Raw genomic sequence first — 20,323 nt, forward strand, 5'->3', positions numbered from 1 at the left:
CTTATGGCAATGCGATTAAACGACGATCTGGAAACGGATGGTGAAATGCATGAGATCAACGTGACGCCGTTTATCGACGTCATGCTGGTTCTGCTGATCATCTTTATGGTGGCCGCGCCGCTGGCCACGGTCGACGTACGCGTCAATCTGCCCGCCTCAACCAGCGCGCCACAGCCGCGCCCGGAAAAGCCGGTTTATCTGTCGATTAAAGCGGATAAGCAGCTTTACGTCGGTAACGATCAGGTCACGCCGGAGTCGCTGGTTAACGTGCTGACTAACCAGACCCAGGGCAACAAAGAGACCACCATTTTCTTCCAGGCGGATAAGTCAGTCGATTATGAAACGCTGATGAGCGTGATGGATAAGCTACGCACGGCGGGCTATCTTAAAATTGGTCTGATGGGCATGGAAACCGTGAAGAAATAGCGGGTTATCCGGCTCAGGAAAAAGGCGACTGTTCAGGTCGCCTTTTTTTATGGCTGCTCTCCAGCCCTATAAAATCAGGCAAATCAGGGCCAGGGTAATCACTTATGCTGCCTGAGCTGAATTGTTAATTGGTTGTTACTTATGTACATAGATTTGTAAAGTGCAATGGTGAGCCAGGTCACATTAATCCCGCATCAGGCAGGCTAAAACGGCTAAAAAACAACAGGAAGCCGTTATGAGTCACACCCCGTCTTTACAAAAGCCGCCGAAAAGTGCCGCCCGAACCATCTTCACCGTCACCAGTGGTAACTTCCTGGAGATGTACGATTTTATGGTGTTTGGCTACTACGCTACTGCCATTTCAAAAACCTTCTTTCCCGGCGATGACCCGTTTGCCTCCCTGATGCTGACCCTGATGACTTTCGGTGCCGGCTTCCTGATGCGCCCGCTGGGGGCGATCATCCTCGGTGCCTACATCGACCATCATGGTCGTCGTAAAGGGCTGTTGCTGACGCTGGGCTTAATGGCGATGGGCACCCTGACCATCGCGCTGGTGCCGGGCTACGCCACCCTGGGCGTGGCAGCGCCGATTCTGATCCTGCTGGGACGGCTGTTGCAGGGCTTCTCGGCGGGCGTGGAGCTGGGTGGCGTGTCGGTCTATCTGGCCGAAGTCGCGCCCAAAGGACGCAAAGGCTTTTTCGTCAGCTGGCAGTCGGGCAGCCAGCAGATTGCGGTGATCTTTGCTGCTCTGCTGGGTCTGATGCTGAATCATTTGCTGGCGAAAGAGGCGGTGACGGAGTGGGGCTGGCGTATCCCGTTTGTGATCGGCTGTCTGATTGTGCCGTTCCTGTTCTATATCCGCCGGATGCTGGAAGAGACCGAGGCGTTCAGCAAACGTAAACATCATCCGAGCATGACGGAAATCATGCGGTCCGTCGCCAGTAACTGGGCGCTGGTGCTGGCGGGGATGCTGATGGTGGTCACCACCACGGTAATGTTCTACATGATCACCGCCTTTACCCCGACCTTTGGTAAAACGGTGTTGATGATGAGTGACAAGCAGGCGTTCCTGGTGACGCTCTGTGTCGGTGTCTCAAACCTCATCTGGCTGCCGCTGATGGGGGCGTTGTCGGACCGCGTCGGACGCCGTCCGCTGCTGATCATTTTTACCCTGCTGATGATTGTCACCACCTGGCCGGTGCTGCACTGGCTGGTGGGATCGGCCAGCTTCGCCCACCTGCTGGAAGCGGAACTGTGGCTGTCGTTTCTCTATGCCAGCTATAACGGCGCGATGGTGGTCTATCTGGCGGAGATCATGCCTGCTGAAGTGCGCGCCGCCGGTTTCTCTATGGCTTACAGCCTGGCGACGGCGCTGTTTGGCGGCTTTACGCCTGCCATCTCCAGCTATCTGATTCACGCCACCGGTGACAAAGCGATGCCGGGCGTCTGGCTGACCTTTGCCGCAGTCTGTGGGTTAATCGGCACGTTGCTGATTGGCCGGATGGTGAAGCAGTATCAGACCCGTCACAGCGGCACGCCGGTCAGTGCTTCACTCTAAAACGACAAATCGACCACCACGCTGTCGCTGTAGTTTCCGGCTGGCGGCGTGTTCTGCGTGGTCAGGATGCGCGCGGTGTAGTTAAAACCGCGCGTCAGTCCATCCGTGGATACCGCCGTCGAGGTGGTACTGCTCCAGCGTTCAGTGCCTGCCGATCCCCAGCGATTGCTGGTGGTGCTTTTATAAATTTCATAGCTCAGCCGATTCGCGCCGCTCGCCATATTCCTGACGCTGCCCACCGGATAACTGCCGTTGCTCAGCCCGACGGTATAGGTGCTGCCTTTGCTGCACAACACATTGATGGTCTGTGACACGGCGGAGAAGCTGCCGACCAGCGGCGCGCTGCCAAAGCTGATATTCGGCGCGGTGATGGTGGTGCAGTCATTGGTAAGAATGGCGGTGATATTAATCGGGATGACACCGCTGCCGTTCTGCTCGCTTAAACAGATATTGCCAATCGCAACGCTGGTGCAGATGCGATAAGTCACAGCCATATTCAGCGTCAGCTGGTAGGTCCCGGCGGCGACCACCTGACCGGGAACGGTGCGCAGATAGACCGGAATGGCGAAGTTAAGGCTGCCCAGCAAACCCGCCAGGTTGATCAGGGTCTGCGAACCATAGACAAACGGTGTGCCGCCAATCGTCAGTTCAGTAGCGCAGGCCGTGTCGGTGCAGAGCCGCACCGGCACGTTATCGCTGCCGGTATCACCGCTGCGTTTCAGCGTACCGCGCGTGCCGTTGCTATTGGTCGCGCCCGTCAGCTGAAAGGTGATCTGGTTATTGCCCAGCAGCGACAGCCCGGCACCCGCGCCACAGTTGACGTTGGCATTGGTGGTGGTGGAACTGACAGTGGTGTTCGCCACAAAAGTCGTGACTGAACCGAAACTGGCGGTCGATGCGGGCAGGGCGCAGGCGGCGTAGCCCAGCGACGGCAGTAAGAGTAGCAGGCCAGCCAGTATCACAGATTTCATCATGGTCGGTTTCCGGACGTAAAAGATTCAGCGGGAGAGGGGGCGCTGCCTGCGGCAGGGGCGGGCAGCGCACAGGTCAGGGGGCCGTAAGTTTTCAGCGCCTGCGGCTGACCGCTGGCGATGCGCAGTTCGGTTTCGCACTGGCGGCCATCGGGCGTCACCACCTGCATCGGGTTACTGGCGGTGAGATCTTCCATCCAGACGATGCCATCCCAGCCGACATACCCGGTGGGATGATCGGGACGCTGCACCAGGCTTGATACCGGCAGCGGCTGGCCCTGCGCATCGACCAGGATTACGCTGGCTGAGCGCAGTTTCTCCACCGGGAAGTTGAGCAGATAGCCGCTCTGGCGTTTCACCGCAAAGCGTTGCTCAACCCGTGGCGTGGTCATATCTGCCGGCAGGTCGAGGGTGTCGATATCATATTTGGCCGGGTAGTAGCTGCTGATGGCGGGCACCAGCAGATAACCCTGTTGATTGGTGCGTCCCATCGACTGATTCTCGTAGCGCACGTTAACGTCGGGATAGTTGGTCTTCACCAGCACAAAGGCGTCGTTGATCTCGTTAGCGGCAAAGACGCTGTTGTCCATTAACACCAGCGCACCCGAGAGATCGGCCCACTGGGTGAGGTTATCATCATCGCCATAGAAGCCCGCCGAGGTATCAATCTGGTTGTTGCGATAGCGCAGACTGCCCTGACGATAATCGCCGCTGTCTCCGCTCTGATTCGCCCAGGAGGCATCCCAGGCGAACCCGCCGTCGCTGGGCATGGCGCGTGAGGCATAAACGCGCTGACTGTCGCGGCCACGCTGGTCGCGTTCGTTGCTGAGGGCCACGCTGCCCTGTTCGCCAAACGGGATCACCAGCGAAATCGCTCCGGTCCAGCTTTTCTCCTGCTGATCGCGGCTGGCCGAGACATACAGACTGCTGTTACCCCACAGGTTTTTACTCCATGAGAGGTTCCACAGCCGGGTGCGATCGCCCTGACCGTCAGTGATGTCGATGAAAGCGGCACCGACGCTGCCAAAGCGGTTCAGCGAGACGCTGGCGCTGTACTGAGCACTGCGGCGTGAGAGTGCGTAGCGGCTATCCGCCTGGCTACCGGCACGGCTGCCGACCAGCGCCAGATTGCCGAAGTCGCTGCTGCGCTGGGTCTGTTGAGTGCCGATGTTGAACCAGCGGTTGTTGTACTGATATCCCCAGCTATATTGCCTGCCGCTCTCGCCATCGAGCTGACTTTGCGCCACCGCGCCGTTGACCACGCCCCAGCTGCCGACGCGCAGCTGACCACCCAGCCCGCCCATCGCCAGCGTTTCGCTGCCTTCGGCGTGGCTCTCCAGCGTCAGCCAGTCGGTCATACCGTAACGATAAGAGCCGCTGGCCGCTGCCTCACCATAATCGAAGTTCTTTATGCCATAGTTTTCGCGGATTGCCCCGGCAGAGAAGGCGTAGTCCGACAGCCCCGATTTCAGCAGGTTACTGGAGACGTAAAACGGCATGGTGGTGGTGACACGGCGGCCAACCGCATCGGTGGTAGTGATCACGGCATCACCTGCGCCGTTAACGAATGGCACATTGGTCATCGACCAGGGGCCAGGCTGCACGTTCGCCTGGCTGGAGCGATAGCCGTTGATAAAGAGATCGACGGTGGAAGGCACGGCGGCCTGACCGGAAAAGGCGGGCAGCGGATAGGTCACCAGATCGGGACGGACGCTGAAGTCGCGACCGACGCGGATGCCACCGAGCCGCACGCTGCTGCTCCAGGCCAGCGAGTCGGTGACCAGATCGCCGACTCGCCAGCTTACCGCCGCATTCTCATCTTCATTGCTCCACCAGGTGTCGTAGCGGATATAGCCATCATCCTGATAAGTCGTGCTGCCTTCCAGCTGCTGTTGCCAGACGCCGTTAGTGGAGAAATGACCGGCATCACCAAACAGCCTTAGTTCGTTCCAGGCGGACAGGCGGGAGCCACTGTTATCCGTGCGGCTGGCGTAAAGATCATAATTAATCAGCGCGCCGCTGCTGGTACGGCCCGGATAGCGCGGTCCGTTCTTCGCCTCGCCAATCACCTGACCGGGCAGCCACTCAGGCGGTACGGTCAGCAGCAGACGCTGTCGCGCAGCGTCATACTCTACTTTGATGGGTTGCAGGCTGCTGACATCGACCTGCGGCTGCTGGCCCAGCTTATCCGCTGGCAGGCCGGCACGCTGCAGATCGCCACTGCGAATCCAGAAATGACCATCACGCTGCTCTGCCGGCACAATATTGCCGTTCTCCTGCTGGTTAATCACCAGCTCCAGCATATATTGCTGACCGTTGCTGCTGGTCTGCAGGCTGGGCGGCGGGGGCAGGGATGAGTAAGTCTCCGCCAGCACAGGATCCGGCGTAAAAGCGTAAATAACGCTGGCCACGGCCAGCGTGCAGGGATGCAGGGAAAACGGTCTCATTCAGCGCTTACTTCTGGGCAGCGCTGCGCCACTGGCTCTTGTTAACCTCTGCGGTGAGTTCGCCGCTCACCGGCGAGGTAAGCGGCCAGCGGTGATAGCTGTCAGCCAGCACATAGCCGTACAAGCCTTCGCCCAGTTTGCGACCGCCAATCGCCACATTGCTTAACCGGGCGTGACCGCTGCCGCTGTTGGTTAACTGGAGCCAGCGCCTGCCGCCCTCGCTGACCTGTTGCCAGCGCAGAGCCGGGCGAGCGCTGTCTGTGTTCAGCCCGGTACCGTAAACAAACAGCGGCACCGAATAGCGCATCTGGAAGGTCAGCCCGGCCTGATTCTCGCCGGGATTTCGCGGGGTCGGGATCTCATCCAGCACCACCCGATAGGCCAGCTCTTTACCGGCCGCAGGCGGCGTCTGTTTAATCAGCCTGACCAGCTGTTTCTGGCCTGGCTCCATCCGCACCATCGGCGGGCTGGCGACTACCTGCTGCTGAGTCTGATACTGCTCCTGGCCATTGTTCTGCTGCCAGCTGAAGACGCGGATCTGCATCATGGTGGTGCTGTTACCGCGATTCTCCAGCCAGAGTTCGCTGGCTTTCTCTTCAGGATTAATGGCGGGATCGATGGGCCAGATCATGACCGAATTCGCGGCGAAGGCCGGGGAGAGCAGGGTGGAACTTAGCAGCAGCAACAGGGCGCGCAGTGGCTTCATGATCATATCCTTGTTTTCTATCACCTCACCAGCTCAGGGTGACGGTCAGCGTGTCGGTATAAACGCCGGCGCGCGCAGTGCCGGGCAGTTGTAGCTGACCGTAGATCGGCAGCGTAATGTTATTGGCATTGCTATAACTCAGCGGCACCGCCTGGTTCACCGGGATCACCGTGGTGCGGCTGGCGTTGCTAAAGAGCGTGTAGGGAACGGTGTTGCTGAAATTGGGCAGCTTCAGGTTACGGGTCGTGGTGAAATTGTTGCCCTGATTAATGCTCATGCTCAGCGTGGTGCCCGGTGTACAGGCGAGATTAATCGAGGTGCTCTGCAGATAGCTGGCGTTGACGGTATTCGCCGCCACGCCAGACTGCGTACCGAAATTAAGCGTGCCAAAGACGCCGGTATTGGTACCGGATATCACGCAGCCTGCCACAATCGACGCGGTAACCTGGAAGGTGCTGGTTGGCAGACTCCAGGCGCTGATACTCCCTGTCAGCAGGGGCAGACCGCATGCGATCGTCAGGCAGGATCGCCAGAGAACCACCCGTATTTACCTGCGACAGCAGTTAATAGTTCACGGCAACGTTAATCGTGTCGGTATAGGTTCCGGCAGGGATCAGGGGGTTAAAGCCGCCGCCGACCACCCGGCCATAGATGGCGTAGTTGGTCCCCAGCGTCGGATCGGTAGTACCGCTGGCGGCGATAGGCGTATTGTTGGCGATCGCCGTGGTAAAGGAGGCATCACTGTAGAGGGTATAGGCGATGCCCTGCGCATTATCCGATCCCAGTACCAGATAACGCGGCGATGCAGAGGCGGTGCCATAGATGGTCGCCGGTGCAGCATTGCTGCTGGTGACCACCACGTTGTAGTCCTGACCGGTGGTGCAGCGCACAAAAATACCGTTACCAGCCGCACCGACCAGTGTGGCGTTCAGGGTATCGAAAGTGGCTGCACTGCTACCAAAGTTCAGGGTACCGAAGTTAACGCCCGCCGTAGCCGACTGGCCGTTCACCAGACAACCGGTGGTCAGGGTTAACGTGGCATTGATGGTTCCCGAGGTCGTCGCCGCCTGGGTTAATGACGGAATAGCGACAGTTAATCCTGCAGCGGCAAACAGAAAAAGCTTGAGTTTCATAATATTTCCTTACGGATTATCCAGAGTCAGTGCTTTTTCACCCGGTGTTTATTAACGATTCAACCCAAAATAAAGGAAATAAAATAACAAGGTAGGCAGTGCCGCTATCTTAAGAAAAATCTTAGACTTAAGAATGCTGATTTATATCAGTTTTACTTACTATAGATCAGTTAAAGCGTTACGCGAAGCCTTGCTATTTATTTTTGATTAATCAAAACGTCACTCCGGCCGATAACCCAGTAACAGCAAGGCGCGAAGACGAGGCGATAAAACAAAATTCTTTGTTTTTTCGGTATCTGGCATGCTTTCTGCTTCGGTTATATGTTCCTGTACCAATCAGACATAATAACGGTTTACCGGCTTGCTCTGCGGGCGGTTAATAAGATGCAGGTTATAAATGGCCAGCGTCGGCGGGCGCGTTTTGCCTGACCTTCAGGACCAGAAAATACCGAAATTTAATCACTTTCACCCATCGGGTGTTTTCAGATCACTTATCAGACTGTACACAGCACCCGTTTCTCCGCGGGTGGTGAGGAGTTGCACATGTTGCCTGTCACCTGGGATAGCGTCCTGATCTGCGTTTCGCTGATCGTGGCGTTCATTGCCTCTTTTACAGCCCTGGATACCGCCGGACGAGTGGCGGTATCCCGTGGCTGGAGCGCCCGGTTCTGGCTTTTGGTGGGCGGCATCGCAATGGGGATTTGCGTCTGGTCAATGCACTTTATCGGGATGCTGGCGATGATGTTGCCGATGATAATGCGCTATGACACGCGGCTGACGATCCTCTCGCTGCTGGTGGCGATCCTGGCGTCTGTGCTGGCTTTTGGCCAGACGGTGGGTGGCTTGCATCTCACCCGCCAGCGGCTGCTGCGCGGCACGCTGATCCTGGGCGCGGGTGTGGTGGTCATGCACTATCTTGGTATGTATGCCCTGCTGATTGAACCGCAACCGGAGTGGAATGCGCTGCTGGTGGCGCTCTCTGTGCTGATTGCGTTTGCGGCCTCTGGCCTGGCGCTGTGGCTGGCCTTTCATCTGCGCCAGGGCGATCATCATCTGATGCTGATGCGTGGGCTGGCCTCTCTGGTCATGGGCATCGCCATCGCCGGTATGCACTATGTAGGTATGGCGGCAGCAGAGTTCAGCCACAGCAGTATGATGCAGCCGCACGGCGTCAGTAATGCGGGCCTGGCGGTGTGGGTGACGCTGATTACCCTGACTATTCTGGGTATCACTCTGCTGAGTTCGATGCTGGATGCGCAGCTGCGCGCCGCGCGTCTGGCGACCCGCCTCAATCGCGCTAACCAGGAATTGCGTCAGCTGGCGATGCATGACAACCTGACCACGCTGCCCAATCGTGTAATGCTGGAGCAGCAGCTCGATCTCGCCATTAAACAGGCGATGCTTAATGAGCATCGCTTTGCCGTGATCTATATGGATCTCGATGGCTTTAAAGCGGTCAATGACACATGGGGACATCACGTCGGTGACCGGTTGCTGGTGGCAGTGGCGGAACGGCTTTGTAGCCAGCTCAGCAACACGATGCTGCTGGTGCGTCTGGGAGGCGATGAATTTGTGCTGATGGCTGAGTGCGATATCAGCGCAGCCCGCCAGCTGGCGCAAAAACTGGTTAAAGTCATCAGTTCGCCGTTTGAACTTGACCGCTATGTGCTGCACGTTTCACTCAGCGCGGGCATTGCGATCTTTCCGCTGCACGGTCGCAACCGGCAGGAGCTATTGTTTAATGCTGATGCGGCGATGTACCACACCAAACACAGCGGACGAAACGGCTGGTGCCTGTTTGAACCGGCCATGAGCGCCGCGACGCAGCATCAGCTGGAGCTGGCGAACGATCTGTGGGAGGCGATAGAGCGCGAGCAGATGCGGCTGTTCTATCAGCCCAAATTCTGTTCCGGCGGCACCAGGTTAATGGGATTCGAAGCGTTGTTGCGCTGGCAGCATCCGCAGCGCGGTTTACTGACGCCTGAGCTGTTTCTGCCGCGCGCCGAAAAAACCGGTCAGATTATTGCGCTGGGTAACTGGGTGATCGGGGAGGCCTGCCGTCAGCTCAGGATATGGCACAGCCAGGGCCACAGTGACTGGACGGTATCGGTGAATCTCTCCGCGTTGCAGTTTCACCAGCGTGATTTGCTGACTATCCTGACGCAGACCCTGGCGCGTTACCAGCTGCCAGGCAGCGCGCTGATGCTGGAGATCACTGAAGCGATTGCCATGCGCGATCCCGCTTTCAGCCAGCAGCGCATTCGTGAATTGCAGCAGGCGGGTGTCAGCGTCGCGATTGATAACTTCGGCATCGGCTATGCCAACCTGCTGCATCTCAAAGATCTGGATGCCAGTGAACTCAAAATTGATCGCAGCTTTATCAACTGCCTGCGGCCCGGCAGTGAAGATGCGACCGTAGTCAGCGCCATGCTGACCCTGGCGCAGAGCCTCAATCTGCGCATGGTGGCGGAAGGGGTGGAGACTGAAGAGCAGCAGCATTTGCTCACCAGCTTAGGCTTTGATGCGTTGCAGGGCTATCTGCTGGGCAAGCCGACGCCAGCGGACCGGGTTGAGGCGTTGAGTTTTCCCTCACTGCGACAGCCGGTGGCGTCACTGTCCGGCTGATAGCGCTGACAGCAACGATAGATTTCATCACTCAGAATGAGTGGAAGGATGCAGGGTTCGCGGCTCATTAACCGCCGGGCTGTGCCGATAACTAAGAGAATAATTTTAAAACCCTCTGCCCAACCACAAGCTCTGCTTTCGCGGGAATGCACTATGTTAGCGACCTCATACGACTCTTTTATCGTCATCGTCTCCGTTCTTGTCGCGATGCTGGCTTCGTTCACCGCCTTAGATATGGCGGGACGGGTGGTGCATTCAACCGGCAAAGTTGCGCTGGTCTGGCTGTTCGGCGGCGGTTTTTCCATGGGCATCGGCATCTGGGCGATGCACTTTATCGGCATGCTGTCGATGAACATGGAGATGGTCATGAGCTACAACGCCGGGCTCACCGCCTTTTCTGCGGCCATCGCGGTTTGTGCGTCGATATTTGCGCTGTGGCTGGTCTGCAATGGCGATCTGCCTTTGCCGCGCCTGGCGGGCGGCGCGCTGATCCTCGGCAGCGGCGTAGTCGCGATGCACTACACCGGCATGGCGGCGCTGATGTTCTCCCCCGGTATCGTCTGGAAATGGGGTTGGGTGGCGCTGTCGGTAGCGATCGCCCTGGCCGCCTCTGGCACAGCGCTGTGGCTGGCGTTTAACCTGCGGGAAGGACAGACCAGTCGGGTCACCCTGCTGCGCATTGGCGCATCGGTGGTGATGGGCTGTGCTATTGCCGGCATGCACTACACCGGCATGATGGCGGCAGAGTTTCCCGTCCACAGTCATCCGGTCGGGCAGGGCGTCAACAGCAACTGGCTGGCGATTCTGGTCACGGTGGTCACTATTTCGATTCTGGGCATTACCTTGCTGGTGTCGATGCTGGATGCGCGGATGCAGGCGCGTACCTCGATTCTCGCCAGTTCGCTGGCTGAAGCCAATCGCGAGCTGGCACAGCTGGCGCTGCATGACAACCTGACGCGGCTGCCCAACCGCATCCTGCTGGAGGATCGGCTGGAGCAGGCGATTAACAAAGCGAACCGTGAGCAGAGGCAGTTTGCCCTGATGTTTATGGATCTCGATGGGTTTAAGGCGGTCAACGACGCGTTCGGGCACCACATTGGCGACAGTCTGCTGGTCGGCGTGACCGAGCGCATGAGCGAGCAGATGACCGGCTACTTCACGCTGGCGCGGCTCGGCGGTGATGAGTTTGTGCTGCTGGTAGAGATCGACGATCCCAATGATGCGGCGGCCATCGCCGATAAGCTGGTCAAAGCGGTGGATCGCCCGTTTGATATCTCACGCTATGAGCTGGTGGTATCGCTGAGTCTTGGCATCGCGGTCTATCCCGGCGATGGCGTGGATGAGCGCGAACTGATGTTCAACGCCGATGCGGCGATGTACCACACCAAAAATAATGGCCGCAACGGCTACACCTTCTTTCAGCCTTCAATGAACATTCAGGCCCAGAGCCAGCTTCAGCTGAATAACGATCTCTGGCAGGCGCTGGATCATGATGAACTGCGCCTGTTCTATCAGCCAAAATATTGCGCGCCGAGCGGTCCGATTCTCGGTTTTGAGGCGCTGCTGCGCTGGCAGCATCCGCAGCGCGGCCTGCTGTCGCCCGATAAATTTTTGCCAATGGCAGAAAAGACCGGAATGATAGTCAATATCGGCAACTGGGTAATCCATGAAGCCTGTCGCCAGCTGCGCCAGTGGCATCTGCAGGGCCATCCGCACTGGTCGGTGGCGGTGAACCTGTCGGCGTTGCAGTTTGAGCAATCGAATCTGGTGAAGACGGTGGTGGATGCGCTGGAAAAACATCAGATTCCGGCCGAACTGCTGACGCTGGAGGTGACGGAAACCACCGCGATGCGTGATCCCGATGAGAGCGTGCGTATTCTGACTGAGCTGACCCAGCTCGGTGTTAAAGCTTCAATTGATGACTTTGGCACTGGCTACTCCAGCCTGCTCTATCTGAAACGGCTACCGGCCAGTGAACTCAAGATTGACCGGGCCTTTGTGAACGAGCTGCAGCATCACACAGAAGATGCCACCATCGTGTCGGCGATAGTGGCGCTGGCGCAGTCGCTGCAATTGAAAGTGGTGGCCGAAGGCGTTGAAACCGCTGAGCAGCAGGCCTTCCTGACCAGCCTGGGCTGTAATACGCTGCAGGGTTATCTGCTGGGCAAGCCGGTTCCCCCGGAGCGGGTGCCGGAACTGGCTGATTATGTGGTGGCAGAAATTGAAGAGGCGATTGCGGAAGTGAGTCTTAATGCCGAAGCCGAAGCCGAAGCCGAAGCCGGGCAGCCGCTGACGCCGCAGGTCGCTGTGATCTGACCTGCCTGAAGCCGTGAAGAATCAGCGCAATCGGATAAAGCGATTCGCGCCGCCTGTCATTGGTCGCCGTGCGTGGTAAAGTCTCGCGGTCAGACTATTCACGGTCAAACAAGGAGAGGTCACCCGTGGCGAAATACCAGCGATTGATGGATGAGATTCAGCAGCAGATAGAGGCCGGCATCTGGCTGCCGGGCACCCGTCTGCCGTCATTGCGTCAGCAGGTCGCGCAGCAAGGCGTCAGCCTGATGACGGTGCTGCATGCCTATGAGTTGCTGGAGAGTCAGGGCTGGATCGTCTCCCGTCCACAGTCGGGTTACTACGTTGCACCGCGTGCCTTAGCACCCGCGCCGCTGAGCGTGGCGATCAGTGAACAGGTCGATATCAACGACTTTGTGTTTGATGTGCTGCAGGCCACGCGCGATCCGGCCATCGTGCCGTTTGGCTCCGCCTTTCCCGATCCCGCACTCTTTCCGCAGCGCCAGCTGATGCGCTCGCTGGCTAACGTCTCTCATCATCTGACCCCAACCGATGCGCTGCACAATCTGCCGCCTGGCAACGCCACACTGCGACAGCTGCTGGCGCAGCGCTATGCGCGTCAGGGCATCACCCTGTCGCCGGATGAAATTGTCATCACCAGCGGGGCGCTGGAGGCGCTGAACCTCAGTCTGCAATCTCTTACCGAGCCGGGCGATTATGTGGTGATTGAACAGCCGAGTTTTTATGGCGCGCTGCAGGCGATAGAGCGGCTTAAGCTCAAGGCGCTGGCGATTCCGGTCGACGCCAGAAATGGCATCGACCTCGTCCAGCTGGAGGAGGCACTGCAGCGCTGGCCTGTGAAAGCCTGCTGGCTGATGACCACACTGCAGAATCCCCTGAGCGTAACCTTAACGCCGGAACGCAAACAGCAGCTGGTTGCCCTGCTGGCGCGTTATCAGGTGCCGATGATTGAAGATGATGTCTATGCCGAACTCTGGGCGGGTGATGCGCCGCCGCTGCCGGCGAAAGCCTGGGATCGCCAGGGGAACGTGCTGCACTGCGGCTCATTTTCAAAGTCGCTGGTGGCAGGATTTCGGGTCGGTTGGGTCGCGGCGGGGCAGCATGCGCAGCGTATTCAGCGGCTGCAACTGATGAGCACGCTCTCTACCAGTGCGCCGATGCAGCTGGCGCTGGCCGATTTTCTTGCCACGCGGCGTTACGACACCCATCTGAAGCGGCTGCGACAGATTCTGGCGAAGCGACAGCAGATGGTGCGCCAGGCGTTAATGAAGGTGCTGCCGCCGCAGGCCACGGTCAGCGAAGCGCGCGGCGGCTATTTTCTCTGGGTGACGCTGCCAGAAAGCATCAATACGACCCGGCTCTATCAGCGGGCGCTGGCTCAGGGGATCAGTATTGCACCGGGGCAGCTATTTTCGGCAGGTGAGCAGTTCAGGCACTGCTTCAGGTTAAATACCGCCTGGCCGTGGGATAGTCGGGCCGAGGCGGCAATCGTGAAGCTGGGTCAGCTGATGGCGGAAGGGCAGGCGGATTAAACCCGCGCCGCTTCCTGATGGCCCCAGGTCAGGTAGTAGACATCATAGAAGTCCACTTCCCCTTTTTGCGTCAGCAGACGCTGGATACCGCTCTTCACGCGTTCTGGTGTCTCAGGCAGCGACAGAATGCGTGAGATTGCCTGTTCGCGCACCGGCTGAATGTAATACCACTCGCCGTTGTAGCAAACACGCAGATCGAGGGCATCGATATCTTCAAAGCGATATTTCGGGTTGATATCCAGCAGCATCAGCACACTCATCACCAGCACAAACACGGTGGCAAACCAGAAGGCGGGCCAGCCGAGCATCTCGGTGGTGAAAATCAGCGCCACGCACAGGCCGTAGCAGAGATACATTACTGCCCAGAGACCAGGGTGGTTCTTCAGAAACGAGAGGCTGAAACGCGGCAAATTGTCGCGACGTTCTTCGCGGTTAAGCAGGGCGATCTCGTCAATCAGGATTTGTTTAATAGCGTCCATTTGTTACCTCACTGTCATCTGTTAGCTATTACAACAGATAACAGTCAAGCATATCAGAAACAGATCTGTGCTTTTTTTATATAACAGTTTATACGACAGTGACCGGGGCGTCGGGCTGCTGCGCCTGTGTGACTTTCCGCCTGACATTTTGCAACACTTTGCCGCAGTAAGAACCGCTATCCGCCGTCGCGCAGGCACACTCCGACCCTATAGTTAACGACACATTTGGCTTTAGTCAGCAATATCAGTCAATTATCTCAATTGTGTCGTCTGGCGCACATTGCATTGTGCCGCGGGTTTGCCACACTTAGAAAAACATCGGAGAACCTGTATGCGTGCCTCATCCTCCAGTCTGCTATTAATGATGTCCTTTGCCGCTGGCACCTTCTCGGCCGGGGCCTCTGACAATCCTCAGCATCTGATGCTCGCCAGCCCGTCGGGCGGTGTACCCAATAACCCGTTACCTCTGATTATCTGGCCGCGCGTGGTGCCGGAAGAGGAGGAGATCGCCACGTGGTTTGAGAAAACCTTTGAGGAGAACGGCTGGCCACCCGCCTGGCGCTATCCGATCTTCCCATACACCCATTATCATCCCAATACCCATGAACTGCTGGGCGTCGCTGAAGGCTGGGCGGAAGTGCTGTTTGGCGGCGACAGTGGCCGCATGGTGACCCTGCGCGCAGGCGATGCAGTCCTGATTCCGGCGGGTGTCGGCCATCGGCAGGTCAGCGCCAGCGAAGATTTTATGGTGATAGGCGCCTATCCGCACGGGATGTCGCCGGAGACGCTGCGCGATGAGCCCGCGAAGCTGAAAATGGCCCAGGAGCAGGTAAAAAAAGTGCCGTTGCCGACGCAGGATCCCTTTACCGGCAAAGAGGGCGCATTAAGCGAGATCTGGCAGCCGATTGCGGCGCTCACCGCCCAGCAGTAAGCCACGGGGCGAGCACGCCCCGATGCCGCTCAGCCAGCCCGGCTTTCGCGTCCCGTAAGCCTGGCTGTCACCGGGCTGTCATCAAACTGTCGTAGCGTTTTGCCCAGCATGTTAACGGCAAAGGCAGAGTAAGATGGCGGCAATATCGTTAACCGGACTGAGCAAAGCGTTCGGCGCGCAGCCGGTACTGGACGCGATTTCATTACAGATTAACCAGGGCGAGTTTGTCGCCGTTCTTGGGCCTTCTGGCTGCGGCAAAACCACCCTGCTGCGCCTGCTGGCCGGCTTTGAAACGCTCGACAGCGGTGAAATCTGCATCGGTGAACGTCAGGTTGCCGCAGACGGGCTGCACCTGCCGCCGGAAGCCCGCGAGCTCGGCGTGGTGTTCCAGAACTACGCTTTGTGGCCGCATATGACGGTCGCGGAGAACGTCGGCTACAGCCTGAAGGTGAACGGTGTGGCGCGCGCAGAACGCGAACTGCGCACCACCCAGGCCCTGACGCTGGTCGGGCTGGATCGCTTCGCCGACCGCCGACCCGCCGATCTATCCGGCGGTCAGCGCCAGCGCGTGGCGCTGGCACGCTGCCTGGTGGCACGGCCGACGCTGGTGCTGCTGGATGAGCCGCTGGCTAACCTTGATGTCCATCTGCGCGCCACCATGGAAGAGGAGTTCCGCCGCTTCCATCGCCACAGCGGCGCCACCTTACTCTATATCACCCACGATCAACGCGAAGCGATGGCACTGGCCGACCGCATCGTAGTGCTCGAACACGGCAGAGTGATGCAGTTCGCCAGCCCGCAGACCCTGTGGCGCGAACCGGCTAATGAGATGGTGGCGACCTTTATTGATGAGGGGCGGGTGCTGCCGGTCAGCGACATTGAGCCGCTCGATCCGGGTCAGGCGACCGCCACGCTCTGCGGGCTGCGGGTTTTGCTGCGCTGCTCGCCTCACCAGCGCCCTCTGCCACACGGCAAAGCCAGCTTCCACAGCGTCAGTTTTCACCTCGCCGCTGAGGGAGAGCGGCAGTTTGCCGCCCGCGTTGAGCGCATCATCTTTCGCGGTGGCTACCATCAGATCAACCTTCGACCGCTTAATCAACCGGATGTCAGCCTGTCGCTGACGCTTAATGATGCTGCATTACTGGCGGTGGATGACACCGTCGGCGTCGCCGTCGATGACGGCTGGATTCTTCCTGCATAAAGGGTTTCAGAAACCATGAAAACGGCTTTTCGTACTCCGCTTCACGCGCTGTTGTTGCTGTCGGGCCTCGCGGCCTCAACCCTGTTGCAGGCGGCCGACGCGCCCGGCGGCAAGCTGGTGGTTTACACGTCGCAGGCACCTGAAATTGCGCAACAGACCATCGATGCGTTTAAGGCCGCGTATCCGGCGGTGGAGGTGGAGTGGACCCGCAACGGCACCACTCAACTGATGAACGTGCTGCGCACTGAGATGATGAGCGGCCAGGTCAAACCCGATGTGCTGCTGGTGGCCGACGCGATCAATCTGGGCGCACTCAAGAAAGAGGGGCAGCTCTATTCATATCCGGCCGCCCCGGTCAGCCACCTGAAGCCTGCCTATTACGATGCGGATAAAACCTTTTTCGGCACCAAAATTATCGCCACGGTGATCGCCTATAACACCCAGCGTGCGAAGCCGGTCAGTAGCTGGAAAGCGCTGGCAGTAGAAGAAAACAGAGGCCAGATTGCGGTCCCCAGTCCCCTCTATTCCGGTGCGGCGCTCTATAAGCTGCATACCGATATCCATACTCCGTCGATTGGCTGGGCGTTCTATCAGCAACTGGCCGCTATCGGCATTGCGCCACAGGGCGGCAATGGACCGGCGCTGAAAGCGGTTGCCAGCGGCATGGATAAGTATGGCGTGATCACGGATGCCGATATTATCCGCGCCAAAAAGCAGGGATCGCCCATCGATCTGGTCTATCCGCAGGAGGGCGTCTCCTATGTGACCGAGCCGGTGGCGATCATGAAGTCGGCGCATAATCTGCCGGCCGCCAAAGCCTTTGTTGATTTCATGCTGTCGGAAGCGGGGCAGCAGCTGGTGGCGAAGCAGGGCAACCGGCCGGTCGATGCCCGCGTGGCGGCACCCGGTGGCTTTGCGCCGATTGAGCAAATCACGCTGCTGACGCCGGATGTGGCACAAGCGGTGGCCGAGGATGCTCAGGTCCGCGAAACCTTTACTGAACTGTTTGGCGGCTGATCGTGAGCGTGCTGGGTAACGAATGGCGAAGAGGCCAGGCCGCCAGGCATCGCAGATGGCGGGCGGAACCGCTGGTGCTGGGCATACTGGTGCTGGTGATCGGCCTGCTGTCGGTGGCACCCTTTGCCCGGCTGATGGGAACCGCGCTGGCACCGGATGGCATGCTGGATAGCGATCGCCTGCTGAGATTGCTGACCAGCCGGCGGGTACTCAGTGCCACGCTGAATACCCTGGCGATCGGCATCAGCGCAACGCTGATGTCGCTGCTGCTGGGAACGGTGGCTGCCTGGCTGGTGGCGCTCACCGATTTGCGTGCCAAAGCGGCCTGGGTATTTGCCTTTATCCTGCCGCTGATGATCCCGCCGCAGGTAACTGCGCTGGCCTGGATACAGGCGCTGGCACCGGGCAGTCTGCTGGCCACAGCGGTGAATGCGCTGGGCGGGACATGGCTGGCACCCGGTCAGCAACCGCTCTATTCCGCGACCGGCATGGTGCTGCTGCTGGGCCTGCACAATGCGCCGCTGGTGTTCCTCACGGTGCGGGCTGGCCTGCGTCGTCTCCCCGCCGAACTGGTGGAGGCGGCCCGCATCAGCGGCGCATCACCCCGGCAGATTCTGTTCACGGTGATCCTGCCGCTGGCGCGCCCCGCGATCTTCGCCGGGGCGGCGCTGGCGTTTGTCGCTGCGGTCGGGAATTTCGGTATCCAGGCGATGCTGGGTATTCCGGCGCGGGTGCCGACGCTGATTACGCTGGTTTATCAGCAGCTCAATACCCTCGGCCCCGGTGCGCTGCCCAATACCGCCGTCTACTCGATGCTGATTGCGCTGATCACCCTCGCCGGGATGCTGATTAGCGGCTGGCTGGGCGGACGACGCGATGTCCGGGTCAGCGGATCGCCACGACCCTGGCACCAGCCGCTGCGGCGCGCGCGACTGCCGGGCGAAATCATCGCCTGGCTGTGGATGGTGATCACCTTGCTGCTGCCGCTCAGCGCCTTGCTGACCACCGCCTTAACCCGCGGTTTCGGTCAGGCTCTGAACTGGCAAACCCTGACGCTGGAGAATTTTCAGCAGGCGCTGTGGGGCTATCCGGCGATACGGCAGGCGTTCTTTACCAGCCTGTGGCTCACCGGCCTGACGGCGCTGCTGCTCAGCGTCATGGCACTGTTCCTGGCTTTCTTTCTCAGCTGGCATCGTACCCGGCTGGTGCGGGGGCTGGGATTCGCCAGCGAGCTGACCTATGCGCTGCCCGGCATTGTCACCGGCGTGGCGGCGATGCTGTTTTTCCTGCGGCCGCTGCCGCTGCTGGGATTTTCTCTTTACGGAACGGTGTGGATTATTCTCGCGGCCTATCTGGCCAATTTCCTGGCGCTGGTGTTAAGGCCGACGCTGGCCGGGTTCGCGCAAATCGAACCGTCACTGGATGAGGCGGCGCGCTTATGCGGCGCGGGTCTGATGCGGCGGATGACTGACATCCTGCTACCGCTGGCGGCACCTTCTGTGCTGGCCGGTGCGCTGCTGGTGTTCCTCACCGCGCTGAATGAAATACAGGTTTCAGTGCTGCTGGTTACCGCGCAAACCCAGACGCTTGGCCCGACCATTATTTTCCTGGACGAAGGCGGATCGGCGCCGCTGGCGGCGGCGGTCGGATGCCTGATGATTGGGATCGTGCTGGGCTTAATGCTGCTGGCCTCACGGCTGACGCGCCGTCTGCCGCAGGGAGTCCTGCCATGGCAAGCCTGACGGTGATCAGCGGCGTCGGCGGAAAACTGCCTGCCGCTTTCCTGCTGGAGATAGAGGGATATCGTCTGTTATGGGATTTAGGTGCCGGGCCGGAGCCGGGCGTCCGGCCCGCAATGGACGCCATCGGCCAGGTCGATGCGCTCTGCCTGACCCATTCCCATGTGGATCACGCGGCGGCGCTGGATAGCTGGGCCGACATCGGTTCACCGCCGGTCTATGCCAGTGAGATTACCTGGCAGCAGCTGGGCGAGGCTGGCGTGCCGGCTCAGGCGCGACGCATCCTGCCATTGCGCGGCCAGTGCGCGCTGGGGCCGCTAAATCTCTTTACCGGTCGCAGCGGGCATTCGCCAGGATCGATCTGGTTCCATCTGCCGATTGCGGGTGGCATCACCTATATGGGCGACTGGAGTCGCGAATCGCTGCTGTTGCCGTTTGATTGCCCGCCACGCGCACGGCTGTTGATTACCGATGGTTCCTATGGCGACCGCAATCAGCGACTGGCGCAGCAGATCGACGCGCTGGCCCTGGCGGCACAAGGGGGCGCCGTGGTCACCGCGCCGCTGCACGGGCGCGGCCCTGAGATGGCCCTGCAGCTCAGCGCTCGCGGGCTGCCGGTGGTGATGTGTCCCCAGGTGCGCGAAGAGGTGGCGCAGTTGCTGGCGCTCAACAGCCTGCCCGCCGCGGCGATGCTGGCGCTGGCCCGGTTATTACGCGTCGCAACACCCGACCGCTGGCGACCGGATACGGTAATTGTCGCGGCGGATGCGGTGGCTGACAGCGGGCTGGCGGCGCAGCTCAGCCATCAGCCCGACTTTCGTCTGATCTTCAGCAGTCACGTTTCCAGCGGCACTCGTGCCTTTGAGATGCTGCAATCCGGCATGGCACGCTGGCTGCCGTGGAATGTGCATCCGCCACTCGACGATCAGCTGGCGCTGATCAGACAGACGGCGGCCCAGAAAGTGATCCCGGCGTTTGTCGCGCCGCAAGAGTGCCAGCAGCTGATGAGCCAAAGTCCGGCAATGCTCTGCTGGCAGCACCGTTATTCGCTCTCCTCGCGCTGGGAGCGGGTCGCCTTACGCGCCGCCACCGCGGAGTCATTGAACATTTACTCGCCGCTGCCGATAAACCCCTTATAAACACTGATTAATCTTCTTAATGCGCTTGTCATCTCAGCTCTTTTCGGCTGTAGTCTGCGCACGCTATTAAGAACATTCCTAAGCCGTCATCCGGCTACAGAGCAGC

At 59.4% G+C, this 20,323-nt stretch carries 16 protein-coding genes; 10 read left to right on the forward strand and 6 right to left on the reverse strand.

Annotated features, from left to right (window positions below; genetic code table 11):
* Window positions 1–3 precede the first annotated feature (3 nt).
* Both exbD and AFL22_RS11505 read left to right on the forward strand, forming a co-directional pair.
* Entirely contained in the window at window positions 4–426 is a 423-nt protein-coding gene (gene exbD, locus AFL22_RS11500; protein WP_010249013.1) for a TonB system transport protein ExbD, read from the forward strand.
* A 235-nt stretch (window positions 427–661) separates the two neighbouring features.
* Complete coding sequence (locus tag AFL22_RS11505; RefSeq protein WP_010671115.1) at window positions 662–1,984, forward strand: MFS transporter; 1,323 nt, start codon at window positions 662–664, stop codon at window positions 1,982–1,984.
* Here the strand turns inward: AFL22_RS11505 and AFL22_RS11510 are convergent.
* The 5 genes from AFL22_RS11510 to AFL22_RS11530 are packed head-to-tail and all read right to left on the reverse strand — an operon-like array spanning window position 1,981 to window position 7,241.
* Window positions 1,981–2,958 carry a spore coat U domain-containing protein gene (locus tag AFL22_RS11510; protein WP_010249011.1) on the reverse strand — a complete coding sequence of 326 codons (978 nt, stop codon included), beginning with the start codon at window positions 2,956–2,958 and terminating at the stop codon, window positions 1,981–1,983. The genes AFL22_RS11505 and AFL22_RS11510 overlap by 4 nt on opposite strands.
* The gene (locus AFL22_RS11515; protein ID WP_052271474.1) at window positions 2,955–5,402 is read right to left on the reverse strand and encodes a fimbria/pilus outer membrane usher protein; all 2,448 of its coding nucleotides are present in this window, start codon (window positions 5,400–5,402) and stop codon (window positions 2,955–2,957) included. The genes AFL22_RS11510 and AFL22_RS11515 overlap by 4 nt, the downstream gene beginning before the upstream one ends.
* Window positions 5,403–5,409: 7 nt before the next feature.
* Window positions 5,410–6,108: a molecular chaperone gene (locus tag AFL22_RS11520; RefSeq protein WP_010671112.1), complete on the reverse strand. Its 699-nt coding sequence runs from the start codon at window positions 6,106–6,108 to the stop codon at window positions 5,410–5,412.
* A gap of 25 nt (window positions 6,109–6,133) precedes the next feature.
* Window positions 6,134–6,649, reverse strand: coding sequence for a spore coat U domain-containing protein (locus AFL22_RS11525; protein WP_010249007.1), 516 nt, complete (start codon window positions 6,647–6,649; stop codon window positions 6,134–6,136).
* 22 nt (window positions 6,650–6,671) lie between these two features.
* Entirely contained in the window at window positions 6,672–7,241 is a 570-nt protein-coding gene (locus AFL22_RS11530; protein WP_033758818.1) for a spore coat protein U domain-containing protein, read from the reverse strand.
* Window positions 7,242–7,784: 543 nt separating this feature from the next.
* On the opposite strand from AFL22_RS11530, the gene AFL22_RS11535 reads away from it, so the two are divergent.
* From AFL22_RS11535 to AFL22_RS11545, 3 genes are all read left to right on the forward strand, one after another.
* Entirely contained in the window at window positions 7,785–9,866 is a 2,082-nt protein-coding gene (locus tag AFL22_RS11535; protein WP_052271475.1) for a bifunctional diguanylate cyclase/phosphodiesterase, read from the forward strand.
* A 153-nt stretch (window positions 9,867–10,019) separates the two neighbouring features.
* Entirely contained in the window at window positions 10,020–12,182 is a 2,163-nt protein-coding gene (locus tag AFL22_RS11540) for an EAL domain-containing protein (RefSeq protein ID WP_052271476.1), read from the forward strand.
* Window positions 12,183–12,307: 125 nt separating this feature from the next.
* Window positions 12,308–13,711 (forward strand): PLP-dependent aminotransferase family protein, encoded by a 1,404-nt coding sequence (locus tag AFL22_RS11545; protein ID WP_010249003.1) that lies wholly within the window; start codon window positions 12,308–12,310, stop codon window positions 13,709–13,711.
* On the opposite strand, the gene AFL22_RS11550 is transcribed toward AFL22_RS11545, so the two are convergent.
* The gene (locus AFL22_RS11550; protein ID WP_010249002.1) at window positions 13,708–14,190 is read right to left on the reverse strand and encodes a YlaC family protein; all 483 of its coding nucleotides are present in this window, start codon (window positions 14,188–14,190) and stop codon (window positions 13,708–13,710) included. The genes AFL22_RS11545 and AFL22_RS11550 overlap by 4 nt on opposite strands.
* Window positions 14,191–14,521: 331 nt before the next feature.
* Between AFL22_RS11550 and AFL22_RS11555 the strand changes: the two genes are divergently transcribed.
* The 5 genes from AFL22_RS11555 (at window position 14,522) to AFL22_RS11575 (ending at window position 20,217) form a co-directional block, all read left to right on the forward strand.
* On the forward strand, window positions 14,522–15,121 hold the full coding sequence (locus tag AFL22_RS11555) for a cupin domain-containing protein (protein ID WP_052271477.1): 600 nt from the start codon (window positions 14,522–14,524) through the stop codon (window positions 15,119–15,121).
* 133 nt (window positions 15,122–15,254) lie between these two features.
* A complete protein-coding gene (locus AFL22_RS11560) occupies window positions 15,255–16,322 on the forward strand; it encodes an ABC transporter ATP-binding protein (protein ID WP_052271478.1) in 1,068 nt (355 codons plus the stop codon).
* A 15-nt stretch (window positions 16,323–16,337) separates the two neighbouring features.
* Window positions 16,338–17,339, forward strand: coding sequence for an ABC transporter substrate-binding protein (locus AFL22_RS11565; RefSeq protein ID WP_010248999.1), 1,002 nt, complete (start codon window positions 16,338–16,340; stop codon window positions 17,337–17,339).
* Between the two features lie 74 nt (window positions 17,340–17,413).
* Window positions 17,414–19,081, forward strand: a complete 1,668-nt coding sequence (locus tag AFL22_RS11570; RefSeq protein ID WP_241773183.1) for an iron ABC transporter permease — start codon at window positions 17,414–17,416, stop codon at window positions 19,079–19,081.
* Window positions 19,069–20,217: an MBL fold metallo-hydrolase gene (locus AFL22_RS11575; protein WP_241773184.1), complete on the forward strand. Its 1,149-nt coding sequence runs from the start codon at window positions 19,069–19,071 to the stop codon at window positions 20,215–20,217. Before AFL22_RS11570 ends, AFL22_RS11575 begins: the two co-directional genes overlap by 13 nt.
* The last annotated feature ends 106 nt before the right edge of the window (window positions 20,218–20,323 follow it).

It is taken from the genome of Pantoea sp. CFSAN033090 (genome assembly GCF_001264395.1).
GTDB lineage: Bacteria > Pseudomonadota > Gammaproteobacteria > Enterobacterales > Enterobacteriaceae > Pantoea > Pantoea agglomerans.